The organism is Flavobacterium sp. (assembly GCF_024305175.1).
Classification (GTDB): Bacteria; Bacteroidota; Bacteroidia; order Flavobacteriales; family Flavobacteriaceae; genus Flavobacterium.
Map to the genome: position 1 here is coordinate 1 of NZ_JAMWYY010000061.1, position 17036 is coordinate 17036.

At 40.6% G+C, this 17036-nt stretch carries 14 protein-coding genes and 1 tRNA gene; 9 read left to right on the forward strand and 6 right to left on the reverse strand.

Features of this window, described 5'->3' with window-relative positions; translation table 11 throughout:
* A partial coding sequence (locus tag Q0K96_RS12535) for a choice-of-anchor L domain-containing protein (protein WP_297334328.1) occupies nt 1-6031 on the reverse strand: 6031 nt, incomplete at its 3' end.
* Between the two features lie 441 nt (nt 6032-6472).
* On the opposite strand from Q0K96_RS12535, the gene Q0K96_RS12540 reads away from it, so the two are divergent.
* The 5 genes from Q0K96_RS12540 (at nt 6473) to Q0K96_RS12560 (ending at nt 11440) form a co-directional block, all read left to right on the forward strand.
* Nucleotides 6473-7732 (forward strand): putative DNA modification/repair radical SAM protein, encoded by a 1260-nt coding sequence (locus Q0K96_RS12540; RefSeq protein ID WP_297334329.1) that lies wholly within the window; start codon nt 6473-6475, stop codon nt 7730-7732.
* A complete protein-coding gene (locus Q0K96_RS12545; protein WP_297334330.1) occupies nt 7733-8509 on the forward strand; it encodes a TIGR03915 family putative DNA repair protein in 777 nt (258 codons plus the stop codon). It abuts the gene before it with no gap.
* Between the two features lie 279 nt (nt 8510-8788).
* The gene (locus Q0K96_RS12550; protein ID WP_297334331.1) at nt 8789-9184 is read left to right on the forward strand and encodes a hypothetical protein; all 396 of its coding nucleotides are present in this window, start codon (nt 8789-8791) and stop codon (nt 9182-9184) included.
* Nucleotides 9185-9542: 358 nt separating this feature from the next.
* A complete protein-coding gene (locus Q0K96_RS12555; protein WP_297334332.1) occupies nt 9543-10847 on the forward strand; it encodes a pyridoxal-dependent decarboxylase in 1305 nt (434 codons plus the stop codon).
* A 38-nt stretch (nt 10848-10885) separates the two neighbouring features.
* Nucleotides 10886-11440: a 2'-5' RNA ligase family protein gene (locus tag Q0K96_RS12560; RefSeq protein WP_297334333.1), complete on the forward strand. Its 555-nt coding sequence runs from the start codon at nt 10886-10888 to the stop codon at nt 11438-11440.
* A 197-nt stretch (nt 11441-11637) separates the two neighbouring features.
* Here the strand turns inward: Q0K96_RS12560 and Q0K96_RS12565 are convergent, their stop codons facing one another.
* Both Q0K96_RS12565 and Q0K96_RS12570 read right to left on the reverse strand, forming a co-directional pair.
* A complete protein-coding gene (locus Q0K96_RS12565; RefSeq protein ID WP_297334334.1) occupies nt 11638-11865 on the reverse strand; it encodes a hypothetical protein in 228 nt (75 codons plus the stop codon).
* Between the two features lie 16 nt (nt 11866-11881).
* On the reverse strand, nt 11882-12124 hold the full coding sequence (locus tag Q0K96_RS12570; RefSeq protein WP_297334335.1) for a hypothetical protein: 243 nt from the start codon (nt 12122-12124) through the stop codon (nt 11882-11884).
* Nucleotides 12125-12375: 251 nt separating this feature from the next.
* Between Q0K96_RS12570 and Q0K96_RS12575 the strand changes: the two genes are divergently transcribed.
* The 3 genes from Q0K96_RS12575 (at nt 12376) to Q0K96_RS12585 (ending at nt 14387) form a co-directional block, all read left to right on the forward strand.
* Nucleotides 12376-12449: transfer RNA gene (locus Q0K96_RS12575), tRNA-Ile, on the forward strand.
* A 189-nt stretch (nt 12450-12638) separates the two neighbouring features.
* Entirely contained in the window at nt 12639-13481 is an 843-nt protein-coding gene (locus Q0K96_RS12580; RefSeq protein WP_297334336.1) for a helix-turn-helix transcriptional regulator, read from the forward strand.
* A gap of 75 nt (nt 13482-13556) precedes the next feature.
* Nucleotides 13557-14387 (forward strand): T9SS type A sorting domain-containing protein, encoded by an 831-nt coding sequence (locus tag Q0K96_RS12585; RefSeq protein WP_297334337.1) that lies wholly within the window; start codon nt 13557-13559, stop codon nt 14385-14387.
* A gap of 433 nt (nt 14388-14820) precedes the next feature.
* Here the strand turns inward: Q0K96_RS12585 and Q0K96_RS12590 are convergent, their stop codons facing one another.
* Nucleotides 14821-15321 (reverse strand): hypothetical protein, encoded by a 501-nt coding sequence (locus Q0K96_RS12590; protein ID WP_297334338.1) that lies wholly within the window; start codon nt 15319-15321, stop codon nt 14821-14823.
* Nucleotides 15322-15421: 100 nt separating this feature from the next.
* On the opposite strand from Q0K96_RS12590, the gene Q0K96_RS12595 reads away from it, so the two are divergent.
* The gene (locus tag Q0K96_RS12595; RefSeq protein WP_297334339.1) at nt 15422-15658 is read left to right on the forward strand and encodes a helix-turn-helix transcriptional regulator; all 237 of its coding nucleotides are present in this window, start codon (nt 15422-15424) and stop codon (nt 15656-15658) included.
* A gap of 87 nt (nt 15659-15745) precedes the next feature.
* Here Q0K96_RS12595 and Q0K96_RS12600 read toward each other — a convergent pair whose 3' ends face one another.
* Both Q0K96_RS12600 and Q0K96_RS12605 read right to left on the reverse strand, forming a co-directional pair.
* A complete protein-coding gene (locus Q0K96_RS12600; protein ID WP_297334340.1) occupies nt 15746-16180 on the reverse strand; it encodes a JAB domain-containing protein in 435 nt (144 codons plus the stop codon).
* Between the two features lie 59 nt (nt 16181-16239).
* A complete protein-coding gene (locus Q0K96_RS12605) occupies nt 16240-16620 on the reverse strand; it encodes a hypothetical protein (RefSeq protein WP_297334341.1) in 381 nt (126 codons plus the stop codon).
* Nucleotides 16621-17036: the final 416 nt, after the last annotated feature.

The following is a 17036-nucleotide window of genomic DNA, read 5'->3' on the forward strand; positions in this document are numbered from 1 at the left end:
TCTCGTCACACAGGGTGTATGGCGTAGGGTCGTTTACTTCCGGCAGCGGGTTCACAATAAGCTCCAGTTCTACGATGTCATAACAGCCGGTGGCGTTGTTGGTTACCCTTACGTAGATGGTGCGTGATTCACTGCTATAAGCGCCCGGTGCTGTTACAGGTGTTGTACCAAGTTCGGCAGCGGCAAGAGTTTCATAATAAGTAACTGTAAAGAATGCAGGGCTTAATCCGTTTAGTACGTCCTCTTCTACCGTAGTCAGGTCAAAGATAGCAATGCCATCGGTATCGCTTATGCCGTTATCACATAGTGCATAATCATCAGGTGTTGCAGCCTGAGGGCGCGGGTTTACAATAAGTTCCAGCGGCACTATTGTATAGCACGTAGGGACTAATGTGTTTTGCAGCCTAATATAAACTGTCTGGTTTATAGCAACAATGTTATAGTATGCACCCGGAGTTGGTATCGGGTCATTATTAAACTCTGCATCTGTAAGGGTTTCGTGTACACTAACCGTTACATTTGGCTGTGCGCCAAGCGCTTCCTGCATGGCAGGCTGCAGGTTAAATATACCGTTACCCTGGTCGTTAATACCACAGGTTGTTAGTGGCGCAGGCTGGGTAAATGTTGGCGGATATACAACAGTTACAGTAAAATCGCTCTCATCTGTACAAACAGGTATTGTGTTCGTTTCAGCATAGATGTAAATAGTACTTGTTGTGAGTATTGGTGTGCCGGCAGCCAGCATAGTACCAGTACCGCCAGGGCCTGTATAATAGTTACCTGCTGCCAGTTGTGGCAATACATAACTTTCGCAGGCATAAAAATCTGCTATCTCAGGAACTGACACACTGTAAACAGTAACCACATAGCTGTGCTGTGTAAAGCAGGTTACTTCATCATTTCCTGTTTCAGCATAAATATAAACTGTTTGTGTACTTGTAAGCACATCTCCTGCGCTAAGCATAGTGCCGGTGCCCATTGGCCCGGTGTAGTAGTTACCAACAGTTAACGCCGGAAGCTGATATTGAAAACACACTTCAACATTACCCTGGGTGTTATCTACCTGTGGCGTATCAAATATGGTAATTTCAAAAACATTTTCATCATTACAGTTAACACGCCCGCCAAGCTCTGCATATACATATAGTGTTTGAGAGGTTGTTATAACATCTCCTGCCTCAAGCAGTACCTGTCCCGGAGTATCAGGCCCGCCCGAAAGCGTGTAATAATCGCCGATTTCCAATTCAGGCAGTGTATAGCTGTCGCAGGCAGATACAGCACCATCTTCAGGGTTATCAGCCGTAATGGTATAAATATCTATTTCAAAGCTGTTTTCAGCAAAACAATTAGGCGTAGTAGCCGACTCTGCATAAATATACATTGTCATCGACTCTGTAATTACATCACCCGCAAAGTAAGGCTGCTGGCCGGGAGCGTTTGGCCCGCCCGGAAGCGCATAATAATTACCTACTACAAGCTCTGTAAGGGTGTAGCTGTCGCAACGCTCTACTGTAGAACGGGCATCAGGTATCGGGGTATTAAATATTACAACCTCAAAGCTTTCTTCTACCGTACAGTTAGGGTTGGTACCCGTTTCTGCATAAACATATATTGTCTGGGTAGATGTGATAAGGTCACCTGCATTTAACAGTGTACCTGTACCGCCCGGGCCTGTGTAGTAATTACCCACAGTAATTTCCGGCAGTACATATGAATCGCAAAGCGGCTGAAGCACCGGGATTGGGTCTAATATAGGATATTGGTTTACTGTAACTGTAAAGAAGTTGTTATCTGTACAGTTTGGAACCGTAGTTAAAGGTATATAAACATAAATATCCTGCGTGGTAGTAATTACATCACCTGCGCTAAGCAGTGTTCCTGTACCTGCAGGGCCTGTGCGGTACTCACCAACCGGAAGCACCGGAAGTGTGTAGCTGCCGCAAACGGTAACATTAACCGGAGCCTGAGGATTTATGAATACAGTAAACATGTGTTCTGCAGCACAGTTCGGCGTTCCGCCTGTCTCGGCATACACATAAATATCCATAGTGGTACTGATAACCTGGCCTGCAAAAAGCTGTGTGCCTGTTCCGCCCGGCGCTGTATAGTAGTCACCTACTGTAAGCGCAGGCAGCGTATATGTTCCGCATGAACCTACGTTTGGCGGTGTATCTATAGCCGGAGCCGGTTTAATTTCCACTTCAAAGCTAACCTCATCTGTACAAACAGGCGGCGTATTTGAAGTAGCATATATATAAATTGTCTGATCAGTATCTATAAAGTCTCCTGGATCAAGCATGGTGCCCGTACCGCCGGGGGCTGTATAATAGTTACCTATTTCAAGAGCCGGAAGCGTATAACCGCCACACACAAGCTGGTCGGCAGGCTCGTCAAGTTCAAAATCGCTGATGTTTATGTAAACTGCATTTTCTGTAAAACAGTCAGGGAAATTAGGGTTACTACTGTACACATATAGTGTTTGAGAATCTGATATTACTGTTCCGGCAGCAAGCTGTGTACCTGTGCCACCGGGGCCTGTATAGTAGTTACCGTTGGTAAGTGCAGGAAGCGCATAAGGAACACAAGACTGTACGTTTACAGGATCATCTGCAACAGGAGCATTTTCTATAGTAACTGTAAAACTATCATCATCTGTACAGTTAGCGCCCGAAGTAACCGCTACATAGGTGTATATGGTTTGTGTTGTTGTTATTTCTGTGCCTGGTGCAATTTGGGTTCCTGTGCCTGCAGGGCCTGTATAATAATTACCCAGTGGCAGTTGCGGTAATGTATAGCTGCCGCAAACAGTTACGTTAGCCGGAGCTATAGAGCCGTTAATGATAGTTATATTTATTGTTCGCTGCCTTGTGCATCCGTTAGGGGATATTGCATAAGCATAAACAGGGCCGGAAGTAGTTATTACTGTTCCCGGATTGAGTACAGTTCCCGAACCATTTGGCCCTCCCGGAGCCGAATAATATTGCGCATAAGACGGAAGCGTATTGGGTAATGTGTAGCTACCGCATGCTATTACTGCAGGTATTGCTGCAAGTACAGGAAGCGGATTTACCGTAACCTCAAAACTACTCTCGGCTGTACAAACAGGTGTAGTGTTAGATTGTACATATACATATATAGTTTGAGAGGTTGTAACGTTTGCCCCCGGTGTTAGCTGAGTACCTGTAGCACCCGGGCCTGTATAATAGTTACCAACAGGAAGCGCAGGAAGCTGGTAGCTTCCGCATACCACCTGGTCATCCGGTGTAATGGCATCAATATTAATTATCGTTACCGTAAAAGTACGCTGCCTGGTACATCCGTTAGGCGATACGGCATAAGCATATACGGTTTGTGTTGTTGTCAATACAGTACCTGCGGGTAATATTGTTCCTGTACCGTTTGCCCCTGTATAATAATTTGCATAAGAAGGGAGCGTGTTTGGCAACGTATAACTGTCGCATGCCGAAACGTTTGGTATAGCGGCAAGAACAGGAAGTGCATTTATAGTTACTGTAAAGCTTTCTTCATCGGTACAGTTCGGGTTAACCGGGCTAACCGCATAAATGTATATGATTTGCGATGTAGTTACCTGTGTAGATGCCGGTATTATTGTGCCTGTACCCCCCGGGCCGGTATAATAGTTTTGCCCCGCCGGCAATGCTGGCAGTGTGTAGTTGCCGCAACGGGTAACATCTGGCAGGTCGTTAACCTGTATGTTGCTTATGGTAACTGTAAAACTTTGCTCTGCAAAACATGACGGGTCTATAGCATTAGCAGCATATACAAATATTGTTTGTGTTGTGTTTATTACCGTTCCGGCAGCAAGCTGTGTGCCTGTGCCACCTGCACCGGTGTAATAATTTTGGCCTGCAGGCAACGCTGGTAATGCATACGGAGAACACTCGTTAACATCTGCCGGGTCGTTTACAACCGGAGGTGTGTTAATGGTTACTGTAAATGAACTGTTTTCTGTGCACTCTGCCGCAGCCGGTATATAAAAATATACGGTTTGTGTGGCCGTTATAGCAGTACCCGCCGCAATTTGCCCTCCTGTACCACCCGGGCCGTTATAATAAAACTGTCCGGCAGGCAGGGCAGGCAATGTATAAGACTGGCATGCCGTTACATTTGCAGGTGCCGATGCTGCTGTAATTATCTCTACATTAAAGCTAACCTGGTTAGAGCAGTTTGTAGTGCCCTGTGTATTGGTAGCATAAATATAAATGGTTTGAGATGTGGTTATAGCATCTCCGGCATTTAGCTGCGTGCCTGTACCGCCTGTGCCCGTAAAGTAATTACCGGTAGTAAGAGCAGGCAGGGTGTAAGTGTTACATGCCGCAACATCATCAGGCTGGGTAAGTACCGGAAGCGGCACTACAATAAGGTCAAATGTTGTTATGGTATAACAGCCGGGATCAAAGTTGCGCTGCACCCTTGCATATATAGTCTGGCTGGTGCCGGTATAGCTTTCAGGGAATTCTATCGGGGCAGAACCGTCTTCGGCTGCAGCCTGAGAAGTAAAGTAAAGGATGGTATTCTCATTAACAGGCTGAGTACCCAGTATGGTACCATTTTGAAATGTAAGGTTAAATATAGCCTCTCCGGAGCCTTCGGCATTTTCGCACTGCACCAGGTTATTAGGCTGTGTAGCCGAAGGTACCGGTGCGGTTAATAATTCAAAAGACTCTACCACATAACAGCTGCTGTTATGGCTTTTTATCCTTACATAAATTGTTGTATTGGCAGGGCCTGTATAGGTATTGCCTAAGGCTCCTAACCCTCCATTTGCATCATCCAAAGTAGCGTGGTATGAAACCACCGTGGCAGGGTTAAGCCCCTGCTTAACTACCGGGGTGTTAAGTGCAAGGTTGTAGGTATAAGTGCCCGTACCGTTTTCACACGCAAATAAATCATTCGGTGCGTTAGGGGTTATCTGAGGGGCATATTCTATAAGAATAGATTGTGTACTTGTACAGCCATCGGCAGTCCTTGTAACGGTAACTGCATAATTGCCCGGCAGGTTATCGGTAAGCACGGCGCCGCCGGCAATAGGGGTATCATTCCTTGTCCATGAAAAACTATATTGCGCAGCGTTAGGTTGCAGCCCGGTATCAAGTGTAAAGCTGTCGCCTGTACAAAGGGCTGTGTTATTAGCAAGTGTAAGATCGAGCCCTAAAAGCTCTTGCCCTAAGTTAAGGCTTCCCTGCGGGAATAACACGGCAGAGTCATATTCGCCATCCGTCCCGTCAGCGCCACCATCATCAGCAATAACTATTTTAAGATGGTATGTGTTACCGGGTATAAGTGTAGCAGTTGAAGTTAACAGTACTGAACGGCCCTCAAAATTGATGGGTGCAGCAGCAGCGTTACCACCCCCGTAGAACGCGCCAAAATATTGTGGGTTTACAGAAGGGCAGGCAGAGTTATTGATAACATCTTTAATTGTATTGATAGATACGGGCTGCGATGTAGGCAATGTTGCCACATTTACAGCAGGTGTGCCTGCCGTAACATTGGTAAGATACATTGCAAAGCCATCATTAGATTCGCACTGGTACGTGCCATATTCTTCGGATGCAAAGATGTAACTTGCCGAAAAGTTGCTTGTGGCAGGTACAAAATCAAACTCCAGTATTGTGGCATTTTTCGAGTTAATGCCAAATGTGGCACTAATAGCAGGATCACCTGCCCACGCCGGAGCTGAAAAGCTCGATGTACTGTTGTTTGGACCCTGTGCGGCTACTGCGTTACCCGAAGTAAGCACCAAACCACCTGACATTGGCAGCGCTGAACCGGAATAGGTAAATGTACCTATACCGTTACCGGCCGAATAGCCATAGTTTGTTCCTGTACTTTTTGTAACATTAGAAATTTGTGCCAAGCAGGCATCCTGCGGTTTAAGCAGGTAATTTGTTACCAGTTGCGTGGTAGCAGCAGGATTGTTTACAGGGTGCGGGGTTACCGTTATACCCTGAGAAAAAGCACCAACCGTAAAAGCCAGCAGTGCCAAAAGCAGTAAATTTCTTTTCATATCAGCTATACACCTTTTATATATACACATTCCGGGTAATTTATAAAGTACTCCCGAAAACTTTAAAAACTTAATTTACAGCACCTTAAATAAAAGCGCAAATATAAAACTAAAACTCAAACTATCTATACACCTGTAATTATTGCTTTTACAGCACTTAAATTAACATTATTAAACAGCATTTTATACTATATGCATTTCTTTTTTGTAATATTTTAACTTTTTCTTACGTATTTAAACGCTTTTCGGATTGCCGCTTATTAATTTAAACCTAAATACTTGCAAAAATACCCACTAATAAGTAGGACCATCTGTTAAAATCGACCACTGTTGCAATTAAACAGCTAAATAACAAAAAACCCCCATTTATACGTTTTAATAAATTATTAAGGTATAGTTACTTATGATTTTTTTCTTATTTTTGTAGAAAATAATCTTTGTATGTGGGAGCGATTGAGAGAAAAGCTGACAATACTTGCCGATGCGGCAAAATATGATGTATCATGCTCAAGCAGTGGCGGCAACAGAAAAAATGATAATAAAGGGATTGGTGACAGCAGCAATGGTATATGCCATACCTATACTGAAGACGGCAGATGTGTATCACTCCTTAAAATACTGCTTACCAACCATTGCATATATGACTGTGCTTTTTGTGTTTCGAGGAAGAGCAATGATGTAAAGCGCGCCGCTTTTACAGTAGATGAAGTAGTAGAATTAACTATGAATTTTTACCGCCGCAATTACATTGAAGGGCTTTTTTTAAGTTCGGGCATCTTTAAAAATGCCGATTTTACTATGGAGAGGCTGGTAAAAATTGTAAAAAAACTGCGCATTGAGCAGCGTTTTAATGGCTATATACACCTGAAAACCATACCCGGTGCAAGCCCTGAACTGCTTACAGAAGCAGGTTTGTATGCCGACAGGATGAGCATTAACCTTGAAATGCCAACTGAAAGCGGGCTTAAACTTTTAGCCCCGGATAAATCTCACGAAGATGTAAAGAAACCGCTTGGTTTTATTCAGGATACCATAACTCAGTTTAAAGATGAAAAGAAAACGGGGCTTATAAAACGTGTACCGAAGTTTGTACCTGCCGGGCAAAGCACACAAATGGTTATTGGCGCCACACCCGAAACCGATATGGAAATTATGCACAGCGCCGCACAATACTATAAAAACTACAGCCTTAAACGGGTGTATTACTCGGGTTACATACCCATAAGCTACGACAGCCGTATGCCGGTTATTGGCAGCCAGCCACCGCTTTTACGCGAAAACAGGCTGTATCAGACCGACTGGCTCATGCGTTTTTATGGCTTTGAGGTTAAAGAATTGCTCAATGAAAAGAACCCGCACCTTGATACTGATATAGACCCTAAGTTAAGCTGGGCTTTGCGTAATATGGAACAATTTCCCATCGATATCAACACTGCCGATTATAATATGATACTCAGGGTTCCGGGTATTGGTGTAACATCAGCTAAAAAAATAGTACAGGCACGCAGGTTTGGCAGGCTGCGCAGCTATCAGCTAAAAAAACTGGGGATTGCCTATAACCGTGCCCGCCATTTTATAAGATGTGCCGATAGCCCGTATGCTATTAATGAGCCTGAGGCAAACCATATAAAAGGCCTTATTCTTGCTGAAAGCAGCAGTAAATACTTAAAAACCCCGCAAACCCAGTTAAGCCTGTTTTAAATGGTAACTTTTATATTTGACGGTACTTTTGAAGGGCTGCTTACGGCTATTTTTGACTACTACGAACTAAAGCCCGGGCAGTTTGAGCTGGTTTGGGACAGGCTTTACCAGCCTAAAATGCTGGAAGAAAGCCACACTGTTATAAGTGATGAAGCAAAGGCAAACCGGGTGTGGCAGGGGCTAAAGAAAAAGCTACAGCCGGACTGGGTGAACACGTATTATTGCGCCTACCTTTCTGAAGAGCCGGTGGCGTTTCAGGCATTGCTGAATTTTGCGGTTTATATATTTGATAATAAACCGGGGGCAGAGGCCAATTTTGGCAATGAACATGTAATTGCCGTAACCCAGACTGCAAAAAAGGTAAGCCGGGAGCGGCACCGCATGAAGGCATTTATCCGTTTCCAGAAAACAGCAGACGGTATCTATTACGCCCCTGTTGAGCCCGATTTTAATGTTTTACCGCTTATTGCAGGTTTCTTTAAAAACAGATATGCCGACCAGCAATGGATTATTTATGATGTGCGCCGTAAGTACGGCCTGTTTTATGACCTGCAAAAAGTTACCGAAATTACGTATGAATTTGTCTCGGCAGTGGATACATCTAAACCCAGATTGCATAAATCATTGACAGATGAAAAAGAAGAGCTGGCTTCTATGCTATGGAAAGATTATTTTAACAGTACAAATATACCTGCCCGCAAAAACATGAAGCTGCACATTCAGCACGTCCCAAAACGTTACTGGAAATACCTGAACGAAAAGGAAGGCAAGAACTAAGTTAGCTTTAATTCTTTAACATCTTTTTAAGATTAGAGCAGAATATTACAAGAAAGCATTGCTAAATTCTACTTTGTACACCTTAAATAACATGTATAAACACATATTCTAACAACTATTGGAGTTGTTTTATAATGCTGATATTCAATATGTTAAAAGCAGAAATTATATAGACAAAATATAGACAGCCATTTTTTTATGTAAAATGGGCATTCCTGTTTTGTAAATTGCATTAGCTATATACACCCGATTAAACACCTTACTAATATTGATTGATACATGCCGGTGCTACTCGAAAAATTTAAGTTCAGGGCGCGCATTGTTAAGCGTGCATTTACTGTACTACCAAAACGAAATAAAGCTGTACGGCTTGTAGACGTAAATTATCTTAAAGACCATAACAGCAACAGCACTTTGATACTGCGTTATAATTTTGAAAACGCATTGTGGTATGAATTTAATAATAAGAAAACATTTGCCGACAGGCAGGTAATATGCAGGCCGGAAGAAGGAGAAACAATAGTTAACCTTTCTGTATACGGGCTTTTTAATAAAAATGATTATACAATAGTGCTGCAGCCTGATAAAGTACAGATATCGGGCATTTGTAAAAGCCTTCTGCCTAAAGAAAGGCAACAGCTTTACAAGCACTCAGAGATAAAACCGAGGGTTTAAAATTTCAGTTCCTTTCCCCCGAGAGGAATGTCCTGAAGTCGGGAGAAGCATCCCAAAAAACCACTATTGCTAAAAGAGATACGGCCGTAATTAATTACGGCCGCATCCTAAACTAAACCTAAATAACTTATCGTTACTTATCAATTTGATTAACGCAAGTCCTGCCATTTTATTGGCGGGATTTTGTTTTTGCAAACATTTCGTTTTACCTGATTGATGAAACTACATTAACACCTTTTTGATAAGCAACTATTATATAGACGCAAAAAACTAAAAAAGGTTGCAGCAATTATGATAAAAATCATAATTTTTTTCTACCCGGTGTATTTCCTTTGCATCAAACAATAAGCATAATACTATGAAATACTGGAAAAAACTGTCGCGGGAGCAGCGCCTTATGCGCATACAAAATGCACTTAAAGAGAACGTTAACTTCTCAACAGATGTTTCTTTAGGCTATCCTGCCTCTAAACTTGACGGCAAGGTATTTTATGATGATGCCCCTTTTCTTAAAGATGCCCCGGTTTTACAAACTTTTGTTGCCAACCCAAACCATATAGGCTGCCATACCTTTGGCACATCTGAAAAAGCATTTAAAGGCACACAGGAAATAGAGCGTGAGGTACTTAATATAATTGCCACCGATATCTTTAAAGCACAACCCGGCAGTTTTGACGGCTACATTGCACCCGGTGGCACAGAAGCTAACATACAGGCTTTGTGGATATACCGTAACTATTTTATTAATGAATATGGTGCCAGGCCGGAGGAGATAGCAATACTTGCATCTGAAGACACACATTACTCAATCCCAAAAGGCTCGAACCTGTTGCTTCTGGATTTTATAAAAACGCCTGTGCACTTTAAGAGTCGATACATAGATGAAACTGCACTTGAAGGATTGGTAATGGCGGCACGCATGGCAGGCAAAAGATATTTTATAGTGGTGGCTAACATGGGGACTACTATATTTGGCTCTGTAGATGAAGCAGATATATATACTGACCTGCTTAAAAAATACGCCCTCACTTATAAACTTCACATAGATGGCGCTTATGGCGGGTTTGTTTATCCGTTCAGCAATACAGGCAGCGTCCTTACTTTTCAAAATCCGGATATAAGCTCGGTTACCATAGATGCACACAAGATGTTGCAGGCGCCATATGGTACCGGTATATTTATTTGCAGGAAAGGCTTAATTGAAAATGTACTGACTAAAGAAGCAGAATATGTTGAGGGGATGGATTTAACCCTTTGCGGAAGCAGGTCGGGCGCTAATGCAATTGCCGTATGGATGATACTTACCACTTATGGCCCACACGGATGGGCAGAAAAAGTAAACACGCTGCTGATGCGTACCGACTGGTTATGTAAAGAACTTGACTCACTTGGTGTAGAATATTTCCGTGAGCCTTACATGAACATTGTAACTATAAAATCTGAATATGTGCCTGAAGAAATTGCACTGCGCTTTAACCTGGTACCCCAAAAGCATGATAAAGGCAACCAGTGGTATAAGATTGTGGTAATGGATCATGTTGAGACCGATCATTTAGCACAGTTTACAGCTGCGCTAACAAAGGGGCTACCTGAAAAGGAACAATCAAAATATACAGCTATTACCGAAAATATAACAGAAGACACCCACTTTGTAAGGTACTAAATACTGAAATTAAATATAAACAGGTTATTTTTATTGTTATGAAAGACAGCCTGTATTTTATTGCCCTACTTGCCCCTGATGATGTTTCGGCAGAGATAACTGCATTTAAGCAGCATATAGCCTATAACTTTAACAGCAGCAAAGCTTTACGGGTTATGCCGCATATTATACTATTGCCGCCATTTAAATTAAGCACTCTAAAGCATGAAGGCCTTAACAGATGGTTTTTAAATGCATCTGTTTCTGTTTCTCCGTTTACTATAAAGCTTAACGGATTCGGTTCTTTCAACAACAGTAAAAACCCTGTAATTTATGTAACCCCGGAAGAAGTTGAAGAATTGCGGCTATTACAGAAAGAACTCTTCAACTCATTCAGAACTAATTATCCTGAAATCAAGGCGATACTGAATTTTAACCCACACATGACTATTGCATATCGTGATCTTAGCCGTGAAGATTATGAAAAGGCCTGGCTATATTATAAAGATAAAGCTTATGCAGCAGGCTTTGCAGTAAACGAAGTATGGCTACTGCAGCATAATGGCAAACAATGGATACCCATTACACGCAAACAGCTAAACAGCACAAGCTGATTATTCCCCGTCAAGCCCTGTGTCGGCGCGGCTTGTTCACCATCATTGCTTCCCTCGTCTGTAAAAACAGAATCAGTAGTCATACATAAGTCAGGACCACTGTTTTTACTCCCTGGTTTTGTATGCCCGCAGGAATAGCAACTTAATGCAAAAAAAATAATGTTATAAATAAAAATCCTCTTTTTATATCATATTCATTACGGAGCTACCGCATCTTCATCAAGATTATCGTTAACATCTCTTTCTATTTCGCTTACAGTGTCTATTTCCCTTCCAAGGCCATCACTACCCACATCACTAATACTGTCAAGCCCGGTTTCTGTAACTGTTTCATCTCCATCCATATCATTCTGCTTATTGTCTTTACAAGCAGTAATGCTGAATAATAGTGTGAGTGCAAACAATGCAATTATTTTATTTCTCATGGTTGTATGTGTTTATTTACGGTACTTGTTTATGAAGCTCAAAATCGTCGTTTTCACGATTTACCTTGGTAATGGTATCAGTCTCTGTCATAATAGTATCTGTACCATCATCATAGCTCGGCTCCATCGGCTCAAGGGTTTCGGGAACAGGGTCTACGCCTGTAACTTCTTCCGGAGATTTTTCTTTACATGAAGTTAGTGTTATCCCGGCTGCAAGTAGACCGATACACAACATGCTTTTTACTGTATGCTTTTTCATGATTTTACTTTAAAAGGTTAGTAAACTCAAAGCTAAGGCTTTATATGTTTTAATTATCTTATAGGTATATTAAATAAAACTTAAAGCGTAAATAGCAGCAGTAATGTTCTGTAACAACAATATCAATTAAGTGTATAAAGACATATACTGCCTTTCAGCGATTTAGAAACATTTTTATTTTAACAGTAAATTATCCTGTAAAATTATTTGCAGTAAAAGAAAATTAGTAGTAATATTGCAACCTCTAAAGCGGTCCTATAGCTCAGTTGGTTAGAGCACCTGACTCATAATCAGGTGGTCCCTGGTTCGAGCCCAGGTGGGACCACAACACAAAAGCCCTGTTTTACAGGGCTTTTTTTATTTTCAGGCGGCTTCGAAAATATAATAGCTATTGTCCTACTCCATAAATAATAGCCAACCTACTAATGGCGATAAACATTATATAAATGTCAGCAAAATATTCCGTTTTTGCATTTATATAAATTTTGTAACTTCCCACTTTAATTATGGTACCATGAGTGATAAGGATACCGGAGTAAGCCCTGTACAGTTGCCGCAATATAACAGGCCACTGATTATAGAGCCTCTGGACTATAAGAACCCTTATGATTATCATAAACCCCACAGGCATGACTACTTTGAAATCATTCTGGTAGAACAGGGAGAAGGAAGGCAATTTATCGACTTTGCAGAATACCAGATGTCAGGCGGGCAGCTTTATGCTATTTATCCCGGCCAGATACACCTGATGCACCGCAACTCGGCAACAGGCTTATTAATACAGTTCAGGAAAGATATCTTTAAATTCCTGCAGCCCCTGAAGCACTATCAGCTCTACTTCCCGAAACAGGTTTTCAGCCTCGATGCAGAAAGCTTTACTCACCTGTATGATGTTGCTGTACGGATGATGGGACTGCTCACAAATAAAGAACTTACACCTTTTGCACACCATAAGCTGTACAGCTACCTGCAAATTATACTTATATCATTACCTGAGTTTAATGAGGCAAAAGCAGATATGCTTACCCCAAACCTTGTAACAAGGTTTTTGTCGCTGTTGCCACAACATATTAAAACAGAAAAAAAAGTTTCTGACTACTGTAGCATGATAGGGTGCAGTACAGAAAAGCTGAATGATGCCTGCAAGGTAAGCCTGGGCAAGACCCCGCTAAAACTAATACATGAGGAGCTGATGCTGGAAATAAGGAGGCTGATGCTGCTTAACGAACTTTCCCTTAAAGAAATAGCATTTGAGCTTAACTTTGACAGCCAGGCTAACTTTAGCGGCTTTATAAAAACTCACAGCGGATTAACACCTTCAGAGCTACAGTTGGCTACACTTGAAATTTATAAGTAATTCCGGTTTTTTCATAAAGCACTAATAAAAGTGAGATTATACTTTTACAAAAGTATTAACCTAACAAAATGTGCTATGAAAAAAATTATCTTATCCATTAGCCTTGTCTTTGCATTTGGCAATAATGCATTTTCGCAATGCGAAGACCCGGTAACATTGCCTTATATGGAAGATGCCGAATCGGCTGCACTCCCGCAACTGCCCGATTGTATGTACAGTTCTTATTTAACCTTTGCTTCTTCTGAAATATTTCAAACAACAGCCGGCCCTGTAGAGGGTTTTTCAGGAAATGTTTTTATGTATGACACATCAATAAATGATATGATGCCTGAAGGCATAGGAGTAGCCTCTACGCTGGCAAGCGGGCCTATAACACTAAATGAGGGATCATCTTACAGAGTATCTTATAAATACGGGATGAGTAATCCCGAAGGAGTAATTGGCATTATCCGTGTTATGATGACCCGCAGTTTAAACGATTACATTTACCTTCCGGAACAAGAAAACGTCCCCGCAGGTACTTCATCAACTTTTACATCAGAACCTTTTACCGTAGAAGAAACTGATATCTATTACCTTACCATAGAAGTACACTTATTAGGAAATCAGGGTTTTCTTTATTTTGACGATATTATCCTTGAAGAAACCCCAACTGCATCAGTACAGGAAAATGCTTTAAAAAATCTTATGGTATATCCTAACCCTGTAAAAAATGAAATCAATCTCGCTAATTTTACTGGGGCTGACAATGCAATGATATATACAATAACCGGGCAGTTAGTGCTTTCGCAACAGGTTACAGAAAACACTTCCCATATTAATACTGAATCATTAAGCGCCGGAATTTACCTTTTAAAAGTCAATTCGGGCACAGCCGAAAAAACAATAAAAATTATTAAAGAATAAATTACTGACTCAACGTAAAAGCCCTGCAATATTGCAGGGCTTTTTTATTTGATAAACATATTCAAAGCGATAATAATATGGTGGGTAATAACTTCTCTAATTATTATAATTATTATAGAAAACAAAAAAGCCAGTCTAATGACTGGCTTTTTAAGCTCCCCCTCTTGGGCTCGAACCAAGGACCCTCTGATTAACAGACTGTACCGTTCAATTTTCATTCTTTTTCCTTTACTTGTATTTGCTTGAACAGCTATGAAGTAAGCATTTTTGTATTTTCATTTGGCTGTTTATTGTTTCGTATTGTCGCCAAGATGTTTCAGATATGTTTCAGAGCCACTTTAAGTAAATGTAAGTATGTAAAACCTGCAAAACATGTAATTCTTTCAAATATATCTGATATAATCACGCTTAACTTCAACTTGGGAAAAAGTTTTTATTTCTCCCGTAACAAATCTTCATCAGTAATGTATTCACTTTTAGCAGGTTTATCTAATTTCCAGCCTAACTCCATTAATTTTTTAACTTCCTCATTATCTTTTATGTCTCTTTCAAATTTACCGGTTTTATTAGATAGGGACATTAAGTGACGTATTACTGGAGATAAAGCACCGCCGATGACTATTCCTGCAACAATTGAAGGTATAATGGTTATTAGGCTAAAATTGCCATCACTTACCTTGTATGTGAAAATCCAGATAAAAATTATAAAACCAACTACAAATAAAGGCAGTTCAATCATTAAAAATTGATTACCATGCTTCTTTGAGCAAGTTTCACATCGAGGTATTTCTACTTTCTTTTCAATATAACTATATCCCATACCGCGAATTAGATGCGATTTGATTACGCCATACATAGTATGGATGTAATAATTCTTCTTAGTATTAGCAGTATAGCTGCCACAATAGTGGCATTTGTCCATTTTTAAATCCATAAGTTTAATTAATGATGATTGAAACAAATATAGTTTGTTAACCAATCCGATAACATAAAAAATTTTAAATATCACAAATTTTGGAGATTAATCTTTTAAGGTGTTATCTAAAAAGGAACTTCAAATATTAATAGGCAGGCGTATCCGGCAGTTAAGGGAAGAGAGAAATCTATCCCAAACTGAACTGGCGCATTTATGCGAGTTTGAACGTTCCAATATGAACCGGATTGAATCAGGTAATATAAACCCTTCTGCATATGTATTATACTCTATAGCTCTCCGATTAAATGTTGATGCTTCGGAATTACTTAGCTTCAAGAGCCTTAATCAAAAATAAGTTTTGGCTATTAGTACCTATCTCTATAAATAGCTTTACTATAAAATTAAGCTAAAAATGCCTTGTACATGTAAACTCGCTCTCATTCTATAATAGCCCTTCTTGTGCAAAACTCAAGCAATCTTGTTTAGATATAATTAAGTGGTCAATCAAATTAAGCTCAAGCAGCTCACAGGCTTGTTTAAGTCTTTTGGTAATCTTCTTATCTGCTTGACTGGGTTGTATATTACCACTTGGATGATTATGAACCAAGATGATACCTGATGCATTACACTTTAATGCTACTGCAAGGACTATCCTTAAATCAACAATAGTCCCGGATATGCCTCCTTTAGACAGTTGATAAATACCTAAAATCCCATTCCCTCGATTGAGCAAGATGATTTTACTTTCTTCTTGGTACTCTATTATGTTCATATCCCAATGTGATAAAATAAACTGATAAGTGTCCTTAAAGTTAGTGAGCCTCACTTTATCGGGCTGATTAGTCGTGTATGAAACCTTGATTTCTGCTATTTTCATAAAAATATCATTAAAAAAAGAAAATACCTGTACCGGAAAGATACAGGTATTCATAGTTATTAAACATGAGCCATTTCATGCTTTTCATTCATAGAGAAAGCATCTGCTGATGGCCTGAAGTTTTGGTAGGCAGTCTTGACAGCTTGTTCGGGCACATAACAATACCTGTGTGAAAGCGTAATGATTTCTCCCGTACTTTGTACAGTGTACTCATAAGGTTCACACTCTTCTTTCTCAATGCTGCCAGGCATTTGTGTGCCTACCAATGCCTGGCAGGTCATTGCATCAAATGTTGATGGTAGATAAGCCTTCTTAGCAGTAGCATAGAACTGGCCGGTTGTTTTGCTTTGCACCATTTCAAGACCACCTTGAATTTCTAACACAAAGAATGATGAGCCATCCTCTTTGTTTCTTTCTTTAAAATTGATAACTGTTACCATTGTTCTGAGTTTTTGAATTTGAAGTAACTAAAGCAGCCCACAGATTTACAGGTATCAGCTATCACCTTGAACATGTAAATACGAAACCGCTATTAGCACAATGTCTATCATTGCCAAGATGAGTGAGGGTTTTTAGGGGGGCTGGGGTATGTAAAATAATTTATAGTCCATAGTAACAATTGTACAAAAGCAAGAGTACCTTGAATTTGATAGGATAGTTTCGATGAAAGAGCAATCTTTTTAATTGATATAACTTTAACTGTCCTGATGTTTGAAGTTCGCAACAGAGAAGAATCATCATTTTTCTTATACTTTTATTATTCTGACGTTAAAAAAGTCTGGATGCAAGAAAACGGGCGGGGGAATTTATCTGATAAAAAGTGGGGGTGGGCTTGTATAGGGTGCTTAGCGTACAC